Genomic DNA, 20,920 nt, shown 5'->3' on the forward strand with positions numbered 1-20,920 from the left:
ACGTCAATCCTATAAATAGGATTGATTTTTTTATCCAAATCCTATTTTTCCTATTACTTTTTAACTCTTTTATTATTCTATAAATATCTCTAAATGCTCTAAAAGGTATCTTAGAATTATAAATAAGAGTATTCCGATTTTTTATAAATTTAGACATTAATTAAAATAAAAAAATAAAACCAGTTTGTAAAAAACAAACCGGTTTCGTGAATTATGCTTATTTTATTTTTATAAACTTAAGTTATCATAAAAAAGCAATTGGAATAAAGCAATATAGATTTGTTATCTAATAATCTTTAGAAGTTTGTTTCATTAATTTTTCAAAATCAGTATCGCTAATATTTGATTGAGTAAGTGTTATTAAGTGTCCATCTGGATCTTTTATTGTCATTTCTTTAGCGTTCCATGGTTGTTCTTCTAATTGACTTACTATAAATTTTCCTGAAATATTTTCTGACTTTTCTTCGATATCTTTTACTAAGATGTTTAAATATATTGAGTTTCCAACTTCAAAATCTCTTTGAGAAATTAGCATTAAATCTTGATATTTTTCTAGTCTTAAATGATTCATTAGCACTTCATTTTTATCATTTCTAAATTTAAAAACACTTTTAAAACCAAGTGTTTTTTCATACCATTTCTCTGCTTTTTCAATGTCTTTAACTAGCACTTTATTAAACATTGGCATTTGATAAAACTCCATTGTTTCCACCTCTTTTTTTATTTTTATTTATTGTAATGTATTACGTTACGTTAATGTCAAAAAGAGGTGGCTTTTGAAACGAGTTTCTTCTTGTCTTGATGATTAGGTGCTATCTTCTCGGCTAATTCCATTCCAAGTTGATTACATTGTGCTGGTGTTACTTCTCCAGGCTTAAATGACTGGATAACCACATGACCTTCGTTGCCACCCGTTTTTCCATACAGTTCACGTGTCGCTTTGAAACTTCCCTTGGTATAGTCTATGTCACAATTTAAGCCACTTTTTTCTTCAGCCCGTTTTTCAGCGTAATTAATAGCCCGTGACGTTGATTTCGTTGAACTTATTTTAGCTGTGGCCATTTGTATCACGTTCTTTCATTTCTTTATAAGATGTATAGCATTTAATAACATTTATAAAGGCTAAAAGTAAAAAAAAGATACTTGCCCAAAATTGATGTGCATAAAAAATAAAATAGCTAATCATAATTAAATAGACAATAAATAAAATTAGACTTAAAATCATATTTATTTTAGAACTTTCCATATTTCATCCAACCTTTTACGCAATTCTTCGATATTATATTCTAATGCTTCATAATTCGGCGCCTCATATTGATGTTGGTTACAATATTTAACAATTTGATTAGCATTTGATCCTAGCTTGCTTAAATCCTTAGCAATCGATTGTCGCGTTTCTTTATCAAATTTTGGTGCGACCAATCGACTGCCTTGTGCCTTTTTCTTAACGAAAGCAGGCACACTCATATTTAAAGTTTCCGCAGATTGTTGTAACTTTAAATATTCGTCTTCGCTCACTCGAAAGCTAATTTGTTTAGGCTCCTTACGGTTAGGTTTACGGTTTTTCCTAACAGCATCGTCGCTAGCCACAAATGTGTCTCGTTCATTCATTCATTCCCACCACGCTTTCTTCGAAAGTCATTACTTTAATAACCTAAGCATATAAAATATGTAAAGGTTATTAAAGTAATATAGTGGTTTGGCAAGTACTGTCTTTGCTAGCCACATACGTGGTAGCGTCGCCGGCTTGTTAGGGAATATCCCCAAGCCCCTTAAGATTTTTTCTGCGAAAAAATAAGTGGCTAGATATTAGCCACTTATTTTATATAACAATATTTCTAAATTCAATTTACTCTTTATCAGATTTTGTTATTTTAGCATTATTATCTTCTAGTAGTTTTTTAAATACTGAATCGGCTCTACCTACGAAAGAGAATTTTTGAGGAAAAGACATTTCTATTATAATTTTATCTCCTGGCTTAATTTTATCTCCTATATCAGTATAGTTAAAATTTTTCATAATAATTCCTCCTATTATATTTAAAAATAACTAAACAAATTATAATTAATATAAAATAATATATTAAACAGACTAATATTGAAAGTAATATTGTATTATCAGAACTATTGTATTTTGAAAAAATAAACTGTGATAAATCAATATTATAAATATAGTACTTTTATTAATATTAATGACTTTAAGGAATTACCAAAGAAAATAAAAATGTTGAAAGGATGACTTTAAATTGAATAAGTTCTTTTCGCTAATGATACTAATAATTCCAATTTTTATGATATTGCTTTTTTTAATTAATGATATAGAAAAATCTTTGTTGATAACTTTAGTAATCTTAATAATTACAATAGCTCTGCTTTTTTTTATAAAGAGGAAAGACAATAAATGATATATTATACAAACTTACTACCTATAATCATCGATTATGTTAATTACTGTCAGATATTAGTTGAATAAACTCCAGGAGATATACATAACTATATATAATGGAGATATTATTTTTAGTTATATTTAGCATATTTAAATAATGTTAATTTATCTGATAAAATAGCCTCACCATACTTTTCAAACCCTAAAGATTCATAGAAGTGGTAATTTCTACAATTTTTATGAGGAGTATAAACGGTCTATTTATTTTTATTAGTAAATTTTTCGAAAATCATTTTCATAGTTAATTTACTAATTCCATTATTCTGTTCATTTTGAGAAATGAAAATTTTATATAAATGTTGACTATTATGTTTTCTTTAATTTCAAATGCGCCAACTATATTTTCTTCTGAAAAAATCGTAGAGTGTTGATTTGTGGTTATATCGTGTTGTAAGTCTTCCAAAGTTTCACAATATGGACTCGTTAAATACAATAACCCAACCATAATAGAAATTTTTGGTTTTCATCTATTATTCACCTCTAAAATAAAACTCAATCCGTGAAAGGATTAAGTTAGACAGACTATTTTACAATAACAACGGGAATTTCTGAACGTTTTGCTACTTTGTGACTGACGCTACCTAACACCATTTCTTGCAAACTATTTAATCCACGTGTTCCTAAAACAATAGCTTGAAATTCTCCACTATTGGCAACTGAAACAACTGTGTCCGCAGGAACACCATGTGCAATTTTCATTTCATATTTTACATTATGCTCTACAAATAACTCAGTGATATGAGAGAGTTTGTCTTCTCTTTCATTCGTCAAACTGGAACTTTGTTTACCATGTAAAACATCTGTTTTCGATTCCTCAACATCTACAACTGTAAGAATAGTAACAATCGTATTATCATCTATAAAATTTAAAACCTCTTTTGCTGAACGCAAACTATTCTCTGATCCATCTGCTGCTAATAAAATTGATTTATACATAAATAACGCTCCTTTAGTTTAAATGATTTTCATTTAGTTGGCTTAACTCTGAAACAACTTTATGACTATCTGAATTTAATTTTTCTATACGAACAATATTATTTTTTTCTTCGAATTTTCGTACTATCGTGTCAATTGCATCTACTGCAGAATCATCCCATAAGTGTGCATTATTGAAGTTTAATTCTATGGTACTATTTTCAATCTCAAAGTTTATTTGCTCCATCATAGAATCAATAGAAACAAAAAAGATTTGTCCTTTAAAAGATAATCGGTTTATTTTACCGAACTCTTCAGAAATAACTTCTACTTTTGAAATTTTAGTAGCAAAGAATAAAGCACTGAAAACAACGCCTGCAACAACACCTAAAGCTAAATTATGCGTCATTAAAACAATAATCACTGTAATAAGCATAACGACTGCATCCGTTTTTGGTGCTTTCTTAATATATTTAAAGGAATTCCAATCAAATGTACCAATAGAAACCATAACCATAATACCTGCTAAAATTGGCATTGGAACTTGAACTACAAGTCCTCCAAGTACAATAATCATAAATATAAGTACAATACCCGCTGTAAATGTAGACAATCTACTGTTTGCACCTGATTTAACATTGATGACGGATTGACCAATCATGGCACAACCTCCCATGCCACCGAATAATCCGGTAATCATGTTAGCGATACCTTGACCACAGGACTCTCTATTTTTACTACTATAAGTGTCTGTAGCATCGTCTACAATTTTAGCTGTAAGTAAGCTCTCAACTAAACCTACAATAGCCATAGATAAAGAGTAAGGGAAAATAATTTGAAGAGTTTCTAAATTAAAGGGAACATTAGGGATTAAAAAGTGAGGGAAAGCTTGTTTGATATTACCTAAATCTCCCACAGTTCTAACGTCAGAACCTGTATACATATAAAGGGCAGTCAATACGATAATAGCTATTAATGGTGCAGGTATAGCTTTAAAAAATCTTGGAATTATATATACGATGAGTAACGTTACAATTACATATATATAAGTTGAAATTGATATCCCAAAGATATGTTCTATTTGAGACATAAAAATCATGATTCCTAGAGCATTCACAAAACCTATCATGACAGAACGAGGTATAAATTTCATTAGACGACCTACTTTAAGAAGTCCTAAAATTAATTGAATTAACCCCATCAGTATAGTAGCAGCTAGAAGATACTCTACACCGTAATCTTTCACAAGTGGCACAATTAATAAGGCAATAGCCCCTGTTGCACCTGATATCATCGCCGCTCTACCACCTACAATAGCAGTGACGACAGCAATAATGAACGAAGTATATAAACCAACCATAGGATCTACACCAGCAATGATGGAGAATGCGATAGCTTCAGGGATTAAAGCTAAGGCAACTACAATACCTGCAAGTATATTTTTGCCTGGCTGGTTAAGCCATTCATTTTTTAATTTTTCAACCATAACTTACTCTCCTTTTTATTTAATTATATTGTAAAGTATATCAGAAAAGTTTCATATGTATACCCCTTAATGAAACTTTGTGTTAAACTTTAGCTACAGGGTGGTGCAATTAAATGAAATACGGTTATATTAGACCCGTTACAATAAACGACGATTTAAATGAACAAAAAAAGAAAATAGAAACTCATACAAATGAAATTGTTGAAGAAATTCATGCTAATAATAAGAAGAGGAATATATTAGATGTTCTTTTAAATGAAAAATTAGTTCCTGGAGATATGTTATACGTTACGGATTTATGTATTCTTGCAGATTCTACGAAACATTTAGTAGATATATTAGATTATCTTTCTCAGGAGGATATATCTTTATATGTTATTAATTTAAATCGTTACATTTATAAAGACATCAAAGGTGAATTTATAGAGATATTACATGATATCACAGACTTTCAAAGTGATATTGTTAAATTTAGAACTCGTGTAGGATTAGAGAATTATTCAAAAGATGGAAAAACTTTAGGAAGACCAAAGCGAGATGATAAAAATCTTAGAGATGCTATTGAAATGTATATGAGCAAAAAATACACTTTAGATGAGATAAAAGAACAGACAAACATAAGTAGGGCAACTTTGTATCGTCATCTAGATAAATAAGAGGTGATGAACGTTGTTACAAGATATAGTCTATAAAGTATTGTTATCGATTCGAGAAGAAAATAGCGTAGATTTTAAAACGTTGGATGTGAGTGAAAAACCTTTTCTATTAGCACTTGAGAGCGTAGCAGGGGAAGATTTAGCACAAAAAATTTCTAAATTTCAAATAACTATACATAAAAGGCTTTTTGTTTTATAAAATTAATGTTCTGTTCTTTCCCTTTTGATTCTATAAATTGTTTGACGTGTAATACCCACGTCTTTGGCTATCTTACTAATAGATTCTCCTTTATTTAGTAGCTCAATAACACGATGGTAAACAATTCTCTTGTGAGGATTTTTAGCATTAGGTGAATATAGTAAAGGGCGTCCTTTATACACACCTTTTTCTTTCGCAATTTTAATCCCTTGCGCTTGTCTACGTTTACTTTCATTTCGTTCTTGTTCTGAAACCATTGCTAATATTTGAATGATTAAGTCTTTCATAAATTTATCTAATAATGGATTGCCAATGACTTCGTTCATCATAGGTAAGCTAGTAATCATCAATTGAACTTCTTTGTCTTTTAAATAATTAACGGTATGAATCACTTCATCGTAATTACGACCTAAACGATCAATAGATTCTACTATAAACCGATCCCCCATTCTTACAAAGTTAAGTGCTTCTTGAAGTATTGGTCTATTTTCAATAGATTTCCCAGATTGTTTTTCTATAAATATTTTTTCAGCACCAAACGTCTTTAAATTTTCGAGTTGTCTTTCTAAATTTTGTTCGATTGATGATACTCTCGCATAACCAACAATCATTGATTTTCACCTCACAATTAATTATACACCCTAATCATACGTTTTAGTTACTATAAATTCAATAACTACATATGTATGATTAGGGTGTACCTATAACCTACAATATCTCACAATTTTATATCGATGTTATTTTATGTAAATTTAACTTAGTTCCTTTTTATGATAAATTAAGTTTAGATTTATATTAAAAATTTTAATAACTTAAAAGGAGATTATCGTATGAATGTTTTAACAGTAGAGCATTTAACCAAAAAGATAGGTAAAAAAACTATTCTTGAAGATGTTTCATTAAAGTTAGATCGGGGTCAAATTGCTGGTCTTGTAGGAGCTAATGGAGCAGGTAAAACAACTTTAATGAAAGTTATATTGGGGTATTCAAGCTATCAAAATGGACAATTTGATGTTATTGAAAATAAACATAAAAAAAGTAATATTGGCGCATTAATTGAAAGTCCAGGAATATATCCATTCATGTCAGGCTATGACAATCTAAAACTTTTAAATGAATCTAAAAATTCTAATGACATTGATACCATTGTCTCACAACTTAAAATGAATGAGTATATACATAATAAAGCAAAAACATACTCCCTTGGTATGAAACAAAAATTAGGTATCGCAATAGCTTTCTTGAATCAACCTCAATTAATTATTTTAGACGAACCTATGAATGGATTGGATCCTAAAGCTGTACGGGATGTTAGAGAACTTATCATTAAAAAAGCACAAGAGGGCGTTACTTTTTTAATTTCTAGTCATATCTTAAGTGAATTAGTAAAAATCACCAATTCTATCTTTATTATCAATAAAGGGAAAATTGTAACAGAAACTACAGAAGAAGAATTAAATAAATACGAGGATAATGATTTAGAAAATGTATTATTAGATATTATAGATAAGGAGGAACAATCATAAAATGAGTACGCTAATCAAACAAGAGTGTTTCAAGTTATTTAAAAAGAAATCAACATATATTATCCCTATTATTATTATATTATTAATGCTTGCTCAAGCAGTAGTCTCTAAAAATTATGATGACGTTTTTTCTCCAAAATTAGCTATTTCATCAGCATTTAGTGGATTTTCATGGTTAATCTTCTTATTAATCATTCAAGCAAGTACAATCATTTCAATGGAATTTTATCATGGTACAATTAAAAATCTGCTTTACCGTAAATATACAAGATCAAGTATCATTATTAGTAAAATCGTAACCTTAATTATTTTTTCGCTAATTTATTTTATTATTACAATAGCTATAGCTATTGTTTTATGGGCTATTTTCTTTAACGATATTAATTTACTTGAGAGTAAAGGTGATGAACTATCACTATTAAGTAAAATGTTATTAACTGGATTAGGTACATTTATTGGAACTTGGTTAGTTTTAAGCATCACTTTATTAATCTCATGTGCAATGAAAAGTCCAGGTGTTTCTATTGCAGTCGGCATTGTCTTTTATTTTGCTACTTCTATTTTATCTGGTTTATTAACAATTGTTATTGATAAATGGGAATGGTTAAAATGGAATCCAATTAACATGATGAATATCATGGTTCAAATTATTGATAAAAGTTTTAAAGAAATTACAAAGTTAGAATTACATGAATTATTTATTGGTAATATTGTTTATATATTTATTTTCTTAGTTCTTGTTGTATTTGTCTTCAGAAAGAAAAATATCTAAATAAGTTCAATATAACTTGTGATTAACAAGTAACATACTAAGTCTCTCACTACTACTATTATGAGGGGGGGTGAATGTACTTATAATTGACATTTCATGAATATCAATTTTGCATTCCTATACTAACCAATGTTATAATCTAATTAACGAAAATGATTAACAATTAATACACCAATCCCCTCACTATTGCCGTAGTGAGGGGATTTTTTATAGTGTTGACTTATAGTCGCCTATTAATTATTTGTTGCGTTTACTAAGCCAATAAGTATAATACGCAACAGCACAGCCACTGACGACTGGTGCTATAATGTGAACGAAAATGATTAACAAAATAATACACCTCCTCTCTGCATCTGAATTGATGCCTGAGAGATAGGCGACCTTTGTATTATATCATTTCTAATAATTGAGTTACAGATGACTTCCGATAGGTCATTTTATGTTTAAATAAACATCAAAAACTAACAATAAAAACCTTGAATTTAGTAAATATAGATATCTTCAAATTTTTTAAATCATTCAAGTTAATATATAAGTATCTATCCCTATTAAAAAAAGAACGTTATTCCTATATAATATCAATACAAGAAGAAACTCTTTTTCAATTCGTTTTAAAAACCACAAAAAGTGAGGTCATTTTATGTTTCTTGAAAAATTAAAATGCAGTAATTGTGATAAAGAAATCGACAAAAACGAAAATATAACAATACACACAAATTCAAAAAATCTTAACGGAATAACAAACCTAAAAAGTTGGGCAAAAAATCAAAAAGTACTATGTGAAAAATGCTCGAAATAAAAATTATTGCTTTATTGATGTTGAGTCTCGGAACCCTTAACAAACCCAAAACTTGTCGAATGGTCGGCTTAATAGCTCACGCTATGCTGACATTCGTCTGCAAGTTTAGTTAAAGGTTCTTCTCAACATCAATAAATTTTCTCGGCATAAATGCATAATCTACTTTTTGTTTTGTAGATCTTTTTTCATTTTTGCATTTTTGCGATAAATATAAATTGCATTTATCGCTCCAAGTATGATCCAAATAATAGTTATAAATATATTCCCATATTTAATAACTAACGGCATAAATATTACAAAAAATATATTCAAAACAAGAGCGATAGTATGTTTAATATCATAGAGATACATTTATAAATCAACTCCTAAACTTCAAAGTTTATATTATGTACTTTTTACGCTCCCTATCTTTAGAAAAGAACTTTATTTCTATATAGTATTTAGACAAGAAGAAACTTGTTTCAAATTCGCCTAAATGTCATGCTCTATTTTTAGTGATATTTATAGCCCTAACAACTAGATAAACTGCATTTATAAAAATCAGAATAGTGTATGGAATTAAAATATATAAATTTTCTAATTGAACTAAGAAAGTTAACCCAACTAAAAATAAAATATTCAAAATGGTAGACATAATAAAAGTTATATCTAACTCGTCTTTTTTATTCAAAATATCCCACCTTTTTTTAAAAATTTTACCATAATTACTTTGTTTCAATTGCTTTATTGACGTTGATCCTCAGAACACTTAGCAATCCCTAAAATTATCGAATGATTGAGATCATAGCTTTTGTTATGGTGACATTCGTTTGCAAACTTAATTAGAGATTCTTCTCAACATCAATAAATTTTCTTGGCATAAATACGTAGTCTAATCAAAGAAATTCATTAAAGTCATGATAAAAGTTAATAAACAAGCAATTAATATGACTAACTTACCTTTTTCTGTCTTTTCATTTCCTTTTCTGTATTCTCTCATTACAAATAACCAAGAAAGAATAACTAAAATTCCTAAAATAATACTTATAACTTTCACAAATTTAGTCGCTCCTTTTTTAAGTAAACTTTATCATAGAAGTTATTAAATTTTAAAATACTCTTATTTGCATAGTCTAATGACCTCGCCGAGTATTTTGATGTTTCTTTAATCGCTACTTGATAATGTGGTGCGATTTTCTCGACTAATTCCATTTCAAGTTGATTACGTTATGTTAATGCTACTTCGCTTAGATTAAATGACTGGTAACTATGTGTTCTTCATTGCCACCCTTGCCACTCGTTTTTTCGTATAGTTCACGTGTTGCTTTAAAACTCCCTTTAGCGTATTTGATTACTCTTAATGTTGATTTAGTTGATCTTATTTTAGTTGTTCCCATTGTTATCATCTCGTTTTCGTTTAGGTGCTATAACATCAATAATACTTAGGAAAACTATTGGATACATAAACAGTGCTATTAGTATCCATACATTTTTGAATAAAGCACTATTTAACATATAGATAAAAATAATTAATACAGCACTAAATATTAAATGTAAAAGAATAAGAACGTGTCTTAGTTTAGATTTCTTCATATCACATATACCTCCGATAGTGAAAAGGACAATACAAAAATTAGTTCATTTTTGCTATATCTCATCGAGCTTTTCTCGTAATTTACTAATGTTAAATTCTAAAGCTTCATAATTCGGTATTTCATGTTGAGTTGATGTTGGTTACAATATTTAGCAAATTGATTTGTGTTTTCCCTCAACATGCTTAAATTTTTGACAATCGATTATCGTGTCGTGTTTCTCTATTAATCTAAAGTCTAATCGCTGTATAAGTAAGTATGAAATAAACCTAGTAATTGTAAATCATATTCTTTTAAATTATTGTCTAATAATTCAAAATAAATTGAAGTAGGAGAAGTAATTGGATTTCTCCATTTAGCAATTTTTTTATCGGTTTTTTTATTAATAATATAAGACCATTCTTCAATATTTTTATGCAATTCATAAGTTTCTTCCAAAAATTTAAAATCTATTTTTTCAGAAGATTTAAACCAACTTTTATCTGATATTTCAAAAGTAATCTTTTTCTCGTTGTCATTAAAAAAGCTAATAACAAATTGTTTATACTTAAATGGACTTTTTTGTTTAGATTTAAATAAAAGATTTTTCTTATTATCATAAACTTTAAAACCATTAAAAAATTTTCCATCGCCTATTAAATCAACAAATCGAGTTATAATGTTAGCATAATCTTTTTTTATATAACCTATTACATCATTAGTATTCGTATCTGTAATTTTGGAGAGAGCAGTAGATAATCTATTATAAATTTTGTATTTATACAATTTATATCAACTCCTTAAATTTAGTTAATCAAGCTATTTAGATGTTATAGCCTGTAGCAAAGTATTTATGAGTAAATAGTATTAAGTATTAACGAATAAATATTTTAGTACAAATATAGCCTATTAACATTACTGATAAAAAAGCTATTAGTGGCAGATATATCATAAGATATGCCAAATTTTATCACTCCTTATAAACTTTTAATCTTCCCAGTCTTTTTCAAGTTGCTTTGGAAAGGCTTTTCTCTGTTCTTCTAAATCTTAATCGTACCTTTCATTTCATATTTCTATCATAGCTTTATTTTTATTTAACCATTTTGGCGTTTTTTCTCGACTTCTCATGTGTTGCTATGTGCCTATATTCTCCGTTTTAGGCTGTCGCTTTCTGTGAATACGTTTCTCAGCATCAAAAATAAATTTTAAGGATTCAATTCTACGTTCCTTTCTAGCTTTCACTTTATTTATATTAAGGTTTTTAAAAGTTGGTGTAAGTTCTTTAATTATCAATTTTAAAACATAGTCTGTGATATTAGTCATTCTGTATGATTGAGGAATATCTAAATGTTCTCTAAAGTCGTCAATTTGAGTTTTAAAATTTCCAGTATGTTTGTATTGTTTAAGTAATTTACACCTATTTTTAGCATACGGTGATTTAATATTAGTTAATTCATTTAGTTCGAATTTAGTAAAATCATTGGTTAGTTTATTAAGAATTTTTTATTTTGGGTTGATACTTATTGTTATAATTTTATCTTCTACGTTTACTTCATAAGCAGTAAATAAAACAACTTTCTTAAAAGAAAGCCCACTATATTCAATATAAGTTCATCTTAAAACTTTATAGTAAACATATTTTAAATCATTAATAAATTGACGTTTAGTTAAGGATTCTTCTCAACATCAATAAATTTTCTCACCATAAATGCTCGTTCTAATTAATAATAATTTCATAAATCAAAAGTAAAATTGACGATATTAAAAGTGATACGCTAGATAGAATATCTAATTTTTTATCCTTTTTATCACTGACTGTATTTTTTATAAGTGCCACAATTGCAATTAATATTAAAAGCGTACAAAAAACATGAATAACCAAAAAGATGCCTCCTTTTTAGTAAAACTTAACACAAACATAATTTAAATTTTAAATATCCCTATTTACAATTTTAAAATGCTTTTTAGAGTATTCATTTAGGGAGTACATACTTTTTATACGAAAAATAAGTTTATAGCTCTTAAAATACAAAAAGCGATATTAAATACCTCTAAATCAAAAAATTCACAAATGCAACACTATTATACTGAGACTCGCTGATAACATTATCAATTCCTCTAGCATCAACTTCGATTTTATTTAACAACCACAAAACTATTGATATTCCAATTAATACAACAACCGGTTCTACTTTTTATTTCGTGTTTTTTATTGATTTTAAAATAAAAGAAGTTATAGCACACACTAAAATAATACAAATTAAAACAACACCTAAAACAAAATCATTTCCAGTCCATTCAACACCTATCTTCGAAGTACCATTACTTTTAAAATCAGCATAGAAATTAATAGCAATTAATATTAAAAAAGTGATACTAGAAAGGATACCTAAAACATCAAAAGTTAATTTCGCATAAGGATATTTAATACTCTTAGTTATCATCACAAAAACTCCTTTTTGTTTCAAAATAACACATTGCTTTTTTTATGATAGCTTAAATTTATAAAAAGCAAAATAAGCATAATTCACAAAACCAGTTTGTATTTTAATAACAGGGGCATATTTGCTAAAAGAGGATGGTTGTATGGAATCAGTTACTTATCAAGGATATAAAAATATGGAAGTATGTGAAGTAAATGATCCAACAGAAATTATTACTCATATTATGCCGTTAGAAGATGTAAAAGAAGCTTATGATATCTTTGATCAGAAAAAAGATAATACTATTAAAGTTATTTTAAAACCACAATAACATATAGATAAAGACGCCTTACTTTGAATAACTCGTTCAAAGTTGAGGCGTCTTTTACATATATATTTAAATTTTAATATTTTTCTATTTAGAAATTTCTTCCAGAAATTCATCCCCCCCAATCACAAATTGCATAAACTACTTTATCGAGTGTTTTTCCTATGTTTGTTAACTTATACTCAACTTTTGGTGGAACTACTGGATAGACAATTCTTTCAATATTTCTATATTGAAAGAATCTATAATAAGAAAAGAATTGAATGAATATAATAAATATAAACTCATCCAACTCTTCTATTTCTATTGATTGATATAGCGTTTCAAGTGTTTAGATGTCAATGTTTCTGAACTATCAATAAAGTTTTTAGGTGTTCCACTAAATTGGACCTTTCCGCCATCCAACCCAGGGCCTGGGCCGACATCGATGATCCAATCTGCTTCACACATCATCGATAAATTATGTTCAATCAAAATAACTGTATTGTTTTGATCAATTAAATCATCAAAACACTCCATCAATATAGGGATATCCGATTCATGTAGGCCTGTGGTTGGTTCGTCAAAAATAAAAATACTATTTTTTATCTCTTCATCTAAATGTTGTGCTAGTTTCACGCGTTGAATCTCTCCACCAGACAAAGTGGATAAAGGTTGTCCAAGTGACATATAATTCAAACCTGTTTTACTTACAGATTGTAATTTTGACTTAATATCATTCTTTTTATCAAAGAAAATAATACCTTCGTCAACCGTCAAATCGAGAACATCGGCGATTGAATATCCATCTATGGTAGCATCTAATACTTCTTGTTTATAACGTTTACCATGACAAACTTCACATGTTTGTGAAAAATCACCCATAAAAGCAAGTTCCGTTTTAATATAGCCCTTTCCACCACAATTTGGACAAGCACCTTTTGAGTTATAACTAAACATAGCTTTATTTAAGCCTGTTTCTTTACTGAAAAAGCTTCTTACACTATCAAAAACGCCTAAATACGTTAATAGATTAGATCTATTAGATCCTTGAACTGCTTTTTGATCAATAAAGATGGTATGGTCATTATTTTCAAAACCTGCTTTAACAAGGGTACTCTTACCTGAACCAGCAACGCCTGTTAAGACTGTTAATACGTGTTTAGGTATAGACGTTTTTACGTTATTTAAATTGTTTTGTGTCACAGGACCGATATTATAAAAATGGTTCGCTTCACGAATATTCTCTTTTAAATTATGTTTGTTACGTAATGCATTACCTGTCGAAGTATTTGAAGATAGTAATTCATTATATGTTCCTTCAAATGTGATTTCACCACCATTTTTTCCTGAACCTGGACCCATATCTATGATATAGTCTCCTTCTTTAATAACATCGGGATCATGTTCAACAATTAACACAGTATTGCCTTTGTCTTTTAAAGATTTTAAAATTTCATTGATTTTAGCTATATCTTCCGGATGCAAGCCAACACTTGGTTCATCTATAATGTAAACTAAATCCGATAAAGAACTATTTAAATGACGTATTAATTTAAGACGTTGCGCTTCACCGCCTGATAATGTCGTTGTGACACGGTTAAGCGTTAAATAACTTAATCCAATATATTCTAGTGCTTCTAACTGCTTTTTGAGAGGATCAATAATATATTTAGCTGTTGGATCCTCTAATTTATTAAGAAACTCTAAATTTTCCTTAATTGTCATTTGTGTGAAATCAGAAATATTTTTACTCATAATTTTAGAACTTAATATTTTCGAGTTTAAACGTTGACCTTTACATGTAGGACATATTTTATTATTTACTACATTTTTAAGATGTTTGGCATAGCGTTTCTTATTAAATTCTTTATCGCCTAAAAATATTCTACTGAATCTAGGTATTAGCCCTACATATTTAGCTGACTTTCTCCATTCTTTAGGAGGATTTTTTAACGTCATTGGCTCTTGATATAAAAATAATTCTAATTCATCTTTTGTATAGTCTTTTAATTTTTTATTATTATCAAATAAACCACTATCTCGATAGGCTTTACCACGTTCTTTATCTGGTCCAAAAGAAGGAAAGTCTATGGCACCTTCATTTAAAGACTTATCCCAATCTAGTAATTCATCTAAGTTAATGTCTTCAATATACCCTAATCCTTCACAAGTTTTACACATGCCCTTAGGACTATTGAAGGAATATGCATCTGAATAGCCAACAAACGGTTCGCCTATTCTAGACCATAGTAATCTAACGGAGGCATATATATCCGAAACTGTTCCTACCGTAGAGCGAGAATTCCCATTGAATCTTTTCTGATTAATTGTCATTGCTACAGGAAGATTTTTAATTTTTTTCACTTTCGGTCTGGGTTGTTGATTTAAATGAAATTGGATATAACTGGAATAACTTTCATTTAGTAGCTGTTCAGATTCCGCAGCAATAGTATTAAACACTAAAGATGATTTCCCTGAACCAGAACGTCCTGTAAATACGGTTACTAAGTGTTTTGGGATATTTACATCTATGTTTTTCAAGTTATTTTGTGAAGCACCTGTAATATTAATAAAATCCATTAAGTATCCTCCCTTTATAATCTTTACAACATTGATTATTGCATATTAATCAATGATTAACTACTCATTCAAAAGACGACAACTTTAAGTCTTTTATATTACAAATTATTCCACCAATTCAATCCGTTTTCACTAAGTAATTTTTCACTTTCTTTAGGTCCATAGCTTCCAGAGGCATAATTAGGAAACTGCGGCTGTTCTTGTTTTCATACATTTACAATATCAACGAGTACTATAAAAATGTTTTCAAAATTCAATTACACTATATTTATATCAATAGCGTTAATATTTGTTAATACTGAAATTTTTGTCATCTACGAACATATTAATATAAATAGAATTATAAAATTTAAAATATGACTCATTTGTCAGTATTGTTTTAGGATTGCTAGTTATCATTTCATGGTTATTTGTTTTACGAGAATACCAACATGGACATGAGAAAACAGAAAAAGGAAAGTTAGTCATTATTATTGCTTGTATACTGACTTTCATTATGACATTCATCAATATACTCGATTAATAAAAAACAGCACCTCGCAATGAGGTGCTGCCCTTTTATATCTTCTATTAAGACACAACAACGTGATCAACGTATCCATTTGTGACATGGAATGTAATATGACCTTTACCTACTGTGTAACCGTATAATCCTTCTGTTTTATCTGCTTGTTTTTTAGACAATGATGGTTGATATTGATAATGATCTCCGTAAACATCTTTTACTTGTTCTAAGCTTACTGTTTTAGGTGCGACCTTAAAATCAATCATTGCTGCTGTGTTGCCTTTGACTTGATTAAATGTTTGGTCATATACTTTTTTTGTTGATGTACCGTTTTGATACTGCTCATTCACTTTAATTCCGTTAAATGTTACATTTCCAGCTTTTAACGCATTATAGAACGTGTGATTTAATACGAATTCGCCACCTGACTTTGTATAACCATGATAATGATAATAATAACCTTGTGACGTATGTGTTTGTGCCTGTGCTTCATTTGATACACCGTTATGCTCAGTTACATTAAACCCTAATACTGTTCCTAAAGTAATACCACCAACGACCATTGCTTTTGCAAATTTCTTCATTATGGATCACTCCTCTTATAGAATTATAATGAACTTCCACCCTTAATATATAATATTACACTCATATATTCAAATCTTTTATAAATTAAAATATAAATTTATTTAAATATAATTAATTGAAACCCTAATTAATTATATAATACTTATAATATTACTCTACTTTTTATTCTTTCATTATTTTTAATTTGTATTCAACACATGTTAGCCTTAAATCATACACATGTTAATTGATAAGGAGAGTCCTAATGAAAACAATACGTTATTTCCTATACTTTTTTATCGTTTATTTTATAATCTTTTATTTAGCACAACGACTTTTAAAATTAGATCTAGGTATTGTGCGTTGTTTCATTTCATCTGTTGTTTTCGCTATAATGATGAGTTATTTTGCTTACTTTGCGAAGAAACTTAATAGATAATACCTATGTTTATTTGTCATACTTCTGCTTCATTCTATTAACGGTACTTCTTTCTATATCAGTAGTCATCCTATGAAAAGTTAAAAAACGTCATGACATGGTATCAATTGCTAGAAATGTAAATAATAAAAATAATGAAGAATATGTCGTGCAGATTCTTAGATTTAAAGGAGGTATTGTCTATAATGAAGATCATTGATGTAGCTATGTATCTTGTTCACTCTACAATACCTTTATCAAAATTAACGATGGACATGTTTTTTTATTTTGAAAACGGGAATACTTCACTATACGCTTTAACTACGTAAAACTTAATAAATGGAGGTCATATTATGGCTGGATATAAATCACCTGGACGTAAAATTGTTGAATATGTAGGTGTTGTAGCAATCGCTGCAGTATTTGCTGGCGTTTTTTATAAAAACCTTAAAAATGAAAACCAAACTGGTAACGGTTCTTTAGGCTAATTTAAATAATTTTTATAGATGATAAATAGAGCCACCCTTCACTCATTAAGTAGTGAGGGGTGGCTTGTTTTTTATTCTGGTCTAGGACTACGTTTCATTTTAATATATTGGGAGATACTATAAAGCGCAATACCAATCCAAATAAAGATAAATGTAATGAATTGGTGGATATCGAATTTTTCTTTAAATACGAAGATACCTAGTAAAAAGATAATCGTTGGACTGATGTATTGAATAAATCCTGTCAGTGATAGCGGAATGCGACGAGCACCCGCTGAGAATAAAATAAGTGGTACAGCTGTCACCGCTCCAGAGAATAAGAGTAAAAATGTACTTATATTCAAACCGACTGATGATTGGTGTGCTTGCCATAAATAAATGATATAAATCAGTCCTGCTGGTGCTGTCACAATACATTCAATCGCAATCCCACTCATTGCTTCAACACGTACCAATTTTTTTAGCAAACCATAAATCCCAAATGAGAATGCCAACATTAAAGAAATAATTGGAAATTCTCCTATCTTCATTGTCATGTAAATAACGCCAATTGCGGCTGATACAATCGCTAACGTTTCAAACTTATTGAAACGCTCTTTTAAGAAAATAAATGCGAGTAAGACGCTCACCAATGGATTAATATAATAACCTAAACTGGTTTGTAGCACATGACCATTAGACACTGCCCAAATGAACGTTCCCCAGTTAATCGTAATCACATAACCTGCAATAATAATCGCAACAAGTTGAATCGGATGTGCTACGAGTTGATTGATATCATGTTTAAGCGCTTGTGATTTTTTTAATACAAAAATCATTAGAATCATAAAAACCATCGCAAGGATAATGCGATATGCTAAAATTTCAAATGCGCTAATACCGTGAATGAATCTCCAATAAATAGGTAGAATTCCCCATAATAAATGCGCCCCTAACGCAAATAAAATTCCTTTTTTAAATTCTGCATGATTATCCATGCTAAACCCTCCTAGCAATATTACCCTGGAAATATGTATAACTCTATCGTATCAGTAGTTAGACGAAATGGGTATATCTAGGAGAATTTTTTGAAAAAAAGGTAGCCATTTTATATCGCTACCTCTTTACCATTATCATTAATGATATATTCTATTGCCGCCTTCTCTAAATTCTTCGGCTTTCTCTTTCATGCCTTCAAGTTGTTCTTTGTAGGAATCGCGAATATCATGTGATAAGCGCATTGAACAGAATTTTGGTCCACACATACTACAGAAATGTGCAATTTTCGCTGATTCTGCGGGTAATGTTTCATCGTGAAATTCTCTTGCTCGATCAGGATCTAATGCAAGGTTGAATTGATCAATCCAACGAAACTCAAAGCGTGCTTTACTAATTGCATCGTCGCGTTCTGTTGTCCCTGGTAAGCCTTTAGATAAATCTGCTGCATGTGCTGCAATTTTATAAGTGACCACACCATCACGTACGTCATCTTTATTTGGTAAACCTAAATGTTCTTTAGGTGTCACGTAACATAACATTGCCGTACCATGACTCGCAATTTGAGCAGCACCAATGGCAGATGTAATATGGTCATATGCTGGTGCAATATCTGTTACAAGAGGTCCTAATGTATAAAATGGTGCTTCTTTACAATAAAAATCTGCTAAATCTTGGTTTTCTTTAATTTTATGCATTGGAATATGCCCTGGACCTTCAATCATAACTTGCACATTATGTTTCCAAGCAATATCCGTTAACTCACCTAACGTTTTCAACTCCGCAAATTGACTTTCATCGTTAGCGTCATAAATTGAACCAGGTCGTAAACCATCTCCTAGAGAAATAGCAACATCATATTGACTTAAGATTTCACAAATCTCATCGAAGTGTGTATATAAAAAGCTTTCTTCGTGATGTGCAAGACACCATTGTGCAATAATTGAGCCACCACGAGAAACAATCCCAGTTAAACGATCAACAGTTAATGGAATATAGTGAAGACGTAATCCTGCGTGAATAGTAAAATAATCGACCCCTTGTTCAGCTTGTTCAATTAATGTATCTCTATACGCTTCCCATGTTAAATCTTCTGCTACCCCATTTACTTTTTCTAACGCTTGATAGATGGGCACTGTTCCTACTGGTACAGGTGAGTTACGTAAGAGATACTCACGAGTTGTATGGATATTTTTTCCTGTAGATAAATCCATAATCGTATCTGCACCCCAATGTGTGGCCCAAACTAATTTTTCAATTTCTGCTTCAATAGATGAAGACACAATAGAGTTACCAATGTTCGCGTTGATTTTTACAGAGAAGTTTTTACCAATAATCATTGGTTCAGATTCAGGATGATTGATATTATTAGGAATAATCGCGCGTCCTCTCGCAATTTCTTCCCTTACAAATTCTGGTTCCACTTGTTCTCTAATTGCTACAAATTTCATTTCTTTAGTGATAATCCCTTGTTTAGCGTAGTACATTTGTGTAACTGGTGTATCTTTACTGCCACGTCTTGGTTGATATTCGAATGGATGAGCTACATAGTTTTTATGGCCTTCTTTTGAAAAACCGTTATCAATCGATTGAATACGGCGACCTTCATAATGTTCAACGTCTTCACGTGCTTCAATCCATGCATCGCGAACCTTTGGAAGTCCGTGATTGATATCAACCACATAACTGTCATCATGATAAGGACCTGCTGTATCGTACACTACGACAGGTTCATTTTGAAAACTACGTTGTTCTAATTGGGTGTCAGAAAGTTCAATTTCTCGAAATGGTACAAAGATATCACTATCATTACCTTCACCTTTTTTAAAAATACGTTTACTTGCTGGGAACGTTCTTTTAAAATTGATTTTTTCTTGTTTCATTAACACTGCCTCCTAAGTTAGGTTACTAGAAGGGTCTAATATCACTGATTATATAATTCATAAAAAAAGCATTCAGCTTAATACTGAATGCATAAGAATAAGTGAATATATACGAAAATATATGTAAGTATCATAATGAAGAAAATGATTCATCGTTAAATTGACCTTTTCATCAAATTATGAAAACATCCATATGTCATTGTAAAGTGACTCACTGGCTTCCCTACGCTAGTATTAACTAGATCAGGTTCAAAGGGTTGGAACATGATGTTCCTTTCAGCAATATAAAGCACCCCTAGCAGAGATTATTAAATTATAGGTTACTTAACCTATACTTATACAATGACTTAAAATTCCAAGAATATCAAGTCATTATATTAAATATTTTTATAACTTTTAGACATCCGAAAGTCTAACTTCACACA

Annotated in this window: 24 protein-coding genes, 3 pseudogenes and 1 riboswitch; of the genes and pseudogenes, 7 read left to right on the forward strand and 20 right to left on the reverse strand. The window is 29.7% G+C overall.

The window, feature by feature from the left end; all coding sequences use genetic code 11:
- Window positions 1–286 precede the first annotated feature (286 nt).
- The 6 genes and pseudogenes from HMPREF2953_RS10175 to HMPREF2953_RS10200 form a co-directional block, all read right to left on the reverse strand.
- A complete protein-coding gene (locus HMPREF2953_RS10175; protein WP_070673216.1) occupies window positions 287–703 on the reverse strand; it encodes a VOC family protein in 417 nt (138 codons plus the stop codon).
- 95 nt (window positions 704–798) lie between these two features.
- A pseudogene (locus HMPREF2953_RS10180) lies at window positions 799–1,062 on the reverse strand (relaxase/mobilization nuclease domain-containing protein); the annotation flags it as partial.
- 165 nt (window positions 1,063–1,227) lie between these two features.
- A complete protein-coding gene (gene mobC / locus HMPREF2953_RS10190; protein ID WP_070673222.1) occupies window positions 1,228–1,611 on the reverse strand; it encodes a plasmid mobilization protein in 384 nt (127 codons plus the stop codon).
- Between the two features lie 238 nt (window positions 1,612–1,849).
- Window positions 1,850–2,020, reverse strand: coding sequence for a hypothetical protein (locus HMPREF2953_RS11540; protein ID WP_176746050.1), 171 nt, complete (start codon window positions 2,018–2,020; stop codon window positions 1,850–1,852).
- A gap of 948 nt (window positions 2,021–2,968) precedes the next feature.
- Window positions 2,969–3,382, reverse strand: a complete 414-nt coding sequence (locus HMPREF2953_RS10195) for a universal stress protein (protein ID WP_000278297.1) — start codon at window positions 3,380–3,382, stop codon at window positions 2,969–2,971.
- Window positions 3,383–3,395: 13 nt separating this feature from the next.
- The gene (locus HMPREF2953_RS10200) at window positions 3,396–4,847 is read right to left on the reverse strand and encodes a SulP family inorganic anion transporter (RefSeq protein WP_000229534.1); all 1,452 of its coding nucleotides are present in this window, start codon (window positions 4,845–4,847) and stop codon (window positions 3,396–3,398) included.
- A 113-nt stretch (window positions 4,848–4,960) separates the two neighbouring features.
- Between HMPREF2953_RS10200 and HMPREF2953_RS10205 the strand changes: the two genes are divergently transcribed.
- Window positions 4,961–5,503 (forward strand): recombinase family protein, encoded by a 543-nt coding sequence (locus HMPREF2953_RS10205; RefSeq protein ID WP_000873696.1) that lies wholly within the window; start codon window positions 4,961–4,963, stop codon window positions 5,501–5,503.
- Between the two features lie 13 nt (window positions 5,504–5,516).
- Window positions 5,517–5,702 (forward strand): hypothetical protein, encoded by a 186-nt coding sequence (locus tag HMPREF2953_RS10210; protein WP_000938699.1) that lies wholly within the window; start codon window positions 5,517–5,519, stop codon window positions 5,700–5,702.
- A 2-nt stretch (window positions 5,703–5,704) separates the two neighbouring features.
- On the opposite strand, the gene HMPREF2953_RS10215 is transcribed toward HMPREF2953_RS10210, so the two are convergent.
- A complete protein-coding gene (locus HMPREF2953_RS10215; protein ID WP_000635273.1) occupies window positions 5,705–6,313 on the reverse strand; it encodes a recombinase family protein in 609 nt (202 codons plus the stop codon).
- Window positions 6,314–6,532: 219 nt separating this feature from the next.
- Here HMPREF2953_RS10215 and HMPREF2953_RS10220 point away from each other — a divergent pair, with 219 nt between their 5' ends.
- Window positions 6,533–7,228: an ABC transporter ATP-binding protein gene (locus HMPREF2953_RS10220; protein WP_070673224.1), complete on the forward strand. Its 696-nt coding sequence runs from the start codon at window positions 6,533–6,535 to the stop codon at window positions 7,226–7,228.
- A 1-nt stretch (window position 7,229) separates the two neighbouring features.
- Window positions 7,230–8,000 (forward strand): ABC transporter permease, encoded by a 771-nt coding sequence (locus tag HMPREF2953_RS10225; protein WP_070673226.1) that lies wholly within the window; start codon window positions 7,230–7,232, stop codon window positions 7,998–8,000.
- 237 nt (window positions 8,001–8,237) lie between these two features.
- Here HMPREF2953_RS10225 and HMPREF2953_RS11360 read toward each other — a convergent pair whose 3' ends face one another.
- From HMPREF2953_RS11360 to HMPREF2953_RS10255, 8 genes are all read right to left on the reverse strand, one after another.
- Window positions 8,238–8,330 (reverse strand): type I toxin-antitoxin system Fst family toxin, encoded by a 93-nt coding sequence (locus tag HMPREF2953_RS11360; RefSeq protein WP_141754107.1) that lies wholly within the window; start codon window positions 8,328–8,330, stop codon window positions 8,238–8,240.
- Between the two features lie 947 nt (window positions 8,331–9,277).
- Window positions 9,278–9,469, reverse strand: coding sequence for a hypothetical protein (locus tag HMPREF2953_RS11715; RefSeq protein ID WP_070673230.1), 192 nt, complete (start codon window positions 9,467–9,469; stop codon window positions 9,278–9,280).
- A 201-nt stretch (window positions 9,470–9,670) separates the two neighbouring features.
- Entirely contained in the window at window positions 9,671–9,835 is a 165-nt protein-coding gene (locus HMPREF2953_RS11545) for a hypothetical protein (RefSeq protein ID WP_176746051.1), read from the reverse strand.
- Window positions 9,836–10,025: 190 nt separating this feature from the next.
- Window positions 10,026–10,175 (reverse strand): hypothetical protein, encoded by a 150-nt coding sequence (locus HMPREF2953_RS11550; protein ID WP_176746052.1) that lies wholly within the window; start codon window positions 10,173–10,175, stop codon window positions 10,026–10,028.
- Window positions 10,162–10,371 carry a hypothetical protein gene (locus HMPREF2953_RS10240; RefSeq protein WP_070673232.1) on the reverse strand — a complete coding sequence of 70 codons (210 nt, stop codon included), beginning with the start codon at window positions 10,369–10,371 and terminating at the stop codon, window positions 10,162–10,164. The genes HMPREF2953_RS11550 and HMPREF2953_RS10240 overlap by 14 nt, the downstream gene beginning before the upstream one ends.
- Before the next feature lie 236 nt (window positions 10,372–10,607).
- Window positions 10,608–11,135 (reverse strand): tubby C-terminal domain-like protein, encoded by a 528-nt coding sequence (locus HMPREF2953_RS10245; RefSeq protein ID WP_070673234.1) that lies wholly within the window; start codon window positions 11,133–11,135, stop codon window positions 10,608–10,610.
- Window positions 11,136–11,483: 348 nt separating this feature from the next.
- Entirely contained in the window at window positions 11,484–11,849 is a 366-nt protein-coding gene (locus HMPREF2953_RS11725) for a replication initiation protein (protein WP_256263340.1), read from the reverse strand.
- A 695-nt stretch (window positions 11,850–12,544) separates the two neighbouring features.
- Window positions 12,545–12,793 (reverse strand): hypothetical protein, encoded by a 249-nt coding sequence (locus HMPREF2953_RS10255; protein WP_002449159.1) that lies wholly within the window; start codon window positions 12,791–12,793, stop codon window positions 12,545–12,547.
- 187 nt (window positions 12,794–12,980) lie between these two features.
- Between HMPREF2953_RS10255 and HMPREF2953_RS10260 the strand changes: the two are divergent.
- Window positions 12,981–13,103: pseudogene (locus tag HMPREF2953_RS10260) on the forward strand (alcohol dehydrogenase); the annotation flags it as partial.
- A 109-nt stretch (window positions 13,104–13,212) separates the two neighbouring features.
- Here the strand turns inward: HMPREF2953_RS10260 and HMPREF2953_RS11555 are convergent.
- The 3 genes and pseudogenes from HMPREF2953_RS11555 to HMPREF2953_RS10270 all read right to left on the reverse strand — a co-directional run.
- A pseudogene (locus HMPREF2953_RS11555) lies at window positions 13,213–13,323 on the reverse strand (winged helix-turn-helix transcriptional regulator); the annotation flags it as partial.
- A gap of 80 nt (window positions 13,324–13,403) precedes the next feature.
- Entirely contained in the window at window positions 13,404–15,662 is a 2,259-nt protein-coding gene (locus tag HMPREF2953_RS10265; protein ID WP_070673241.1) for an ATP-binding cassette domain-containing protein, read from the reverse strand.
- Between the two features lie 570 nt (window positions 15,663–16,232).
- Window positions 16,233–16,751, reverse strand: coding sequence for an immunodominant staphylococcal antigen IsaB family protein (locus tag HMPREF2953_RS10270; RefSeq protein WP_049335343.1), 519 nt, complete (start codon window positions 16,749–16,751; stop codon window positions 16,233–16,235).
- A gap of 604 nt (window positions 16,752–17,355) precedes the next feature.
- Between HMPREF2953_RS10270 and HMPREF2953_RS11730 the strand changes: the two genes are divergently transcribed.
- Together HMPREF2953_RS11730 and HMPREF2953_RS11735 are read left to right on the forward strand one after the other, a co-directional pair.
- On the forward strand, window positions 17,356–17,478 hold the full coding sequence (locus tag HMPREF2953_RS11730; protein WP_256263333.1) for a hypothetical protein: 123 nt from the start codon (window positions 17,356–17,358) through the stop codon (window positions 17,476–17,478).
- A 24-nt stretch (window positions 17,479–17,502) separates the two neighbouring features.
- On the forward strand, window positions 17,503–17,637 hold the full coding sequence (locus tag HMPREF2953_RS11735; RefSeq protein WP_256263334.1) for a hypothetical protein: 135 nt from the start codon (window positions 17,503–17,505) through the stop codon (window positions 17,635–17,637).
- Between the two features lie 71 nt (window positions 17,638–17,708).
- On the opposite strand, the gene rarD is transcribed toward HMPREF2953_RS11735, so the two are convergent.
- Together rarD and thiC are read right to left on the reverse strand one after the other, a co-directional pair.
- On the reverse strand, window positions 17,709–18,614 hold the full coding sequence (gene rarD / locus HMPREF2953_RS10275; protein ID WP_070673243.1) for an EamA family transporter RarD: 906 nt from the start codon (window positions 18,612–18,614) through the stop codon (window positions 17,709–17,711).
- Window positions 18,615–18,752: 138 nt separating this feature from the next.
- The gene (gene thiC / locus HMPREF2953_RS10280) at window positions 18,753–20,495 is read right to left on the reverse strand and encodes a phosphomethylpyrimidine synthase ThiC (protein ID WP_070673245.1); all 1,743 of its coding nucleotides are present in this window, start codon (window positions 20,493–20,495) and stop codon (window positions 18,753–18,755) included.
- A 202-nt stretch (window positions 20,496–20,697) separates the two neighbouring features.
- Window positions 20,698–20,802: riboswitch (TPP riboswitch) on the reverse strand.
- Between the last annotated feature and the right edge of the window lie 118 nt (window positions 20,803–20,920).

It is taken from the genome of Staphylococcus sp. HMSC072E01 (assembly GCF_001814125.1).
Taxonomy (GTDB): domain Bacteria; phylum Bacillota; class Bacilli; order Staphylococcales; family Staphylococcaceae; genus Staphylococcus; species Staphylococcus hominis.

Bases quoted from the DNA above. Each gene is read 5' to 3' on its own strand.
- HMPREF2953_RS10175 (WP_070673216.1), bottom strand. From the start codon at position 703: ATGGAGTTTTATCAAATGCCAATGTTTAATAAAGTGCTAGTTAAAGAC.
- mobC (WP_070673222.1), bottom strand. From the start codon at position 1,611: ATGAATGAACGAGACACATTTGTGGCTAGCGACGATGCTGTTAGGAAA.
- HMPREF2953_RS11540 (WP_176746050.1), bottom strand. From the start codon at position 2,020: ATGAAAAATTTTAACTATACTGATATAGGAGATAAAATTAAGCCAGGA.
- HMPREF2953_RS10195 (WP_000278297.1), bottom strand. From the start codon at position 3,382: ATGTATAAATCAATTTTATTAGCAGCAGATGGATCAGAGAATAGTTTG.
- HMPREF2953_RS10200 (WP_000229534.1), bottom strand. From the start codon at position 4,847: ATGGTTGAAAAATTAAAAAATGAATGGCTTAACCAGCCAGGCAAAAAT.
- HMPREF2953_RS10205 (WP_000873696.1), top strand. From the start codon at position 4,961: ATGAAATACGGTTATATTAGACCCGTTACAATAAACGACGATTTAAAT.
- HMPREF2953_RS10215 (WP_000635273.1), bottom strand. From the start codon at position 6,313: ATGATTGTTGGTTATGCGAGAGTATCATCAATCGAACAAAATTTAGAA.
- HMPREF2953_RS10220 (WP_070673224.1), top strand. From the start codon at position 6,533: ATGAATGTTTTAACAGTAGAGCATTTAACCAAAAAGATAGGTAAAAAA.
- HMPREF2953_RS10225 (WP_070673226.1), top strand. From the start codon at position 7,230: ATGAGTACGCTAATCAAACAAGAGTGTTTCAAGTTATTTAAAAAGAAA.
- HMPREF2953_RS11550 (WP_176746052.1), bottom strand. From the start codon at position 10,175: ATGGGAACAACTAAAATAAGATCAACTAAATCAACATTAAGAGTAATC.
- HMPREF2953_RS10240 (WP_070673232.1), bottom strand. From the start codon at position 10,371: ATGAAGAAATCTAAACTAAGACACGTTCTTATTCTTTTACATTTAATA.
- HMPREF2953_RS10255 (WP_002449159.1), bottom strand. From the start codon at position 12,793: ATGATAACTAAGAGTATTAAATATCCTTATGCGAAATTAACTTTTGAT.
- HMPREF2953_RS10265 (WP_070673241.1), bottom strand. From the start codon at position 15,662: ATGGATTTTATTAATATTACAGGTGCTTCACAAAATAACTTGAAAAAC.
- HMPREF2953_RS10270 (WP_049335343.1), bottom strand. From the start codon at position 16,751: ATGAAGAAATTTGCAAAAGCAATGGTCGTTGGTGGTATTACTTTAGGA.
- HMPREF2953_RS11730 (WP_256263333.1), top strand. From the start codon at position 17,356: ATGAAGATCATTGATGTAGCTATGTATCTTGTTCACTCTACAATACCT.
- HMPREF2953_RS11735 (WP_256263334.1), top strand. From the start codon at position 17,503: ATGGCTGGATATAAATCACCTGGACGTAAAATTGTTGAATATGTAGGT.
- rarD (WP_070673243.1), bottom strand. From the start codon at position 18,614: ATGGATAATCATGCAGAATTTAAAAAAGGAATTTTATTTGCGTTAGGG.
- thiC (WP_070673245.1), bottom strand. From the start codon at position 20,495: ATGAAACAAGAAAAAATCAATTTTAAAAGAACGTTCCCAGCAAGTAAA.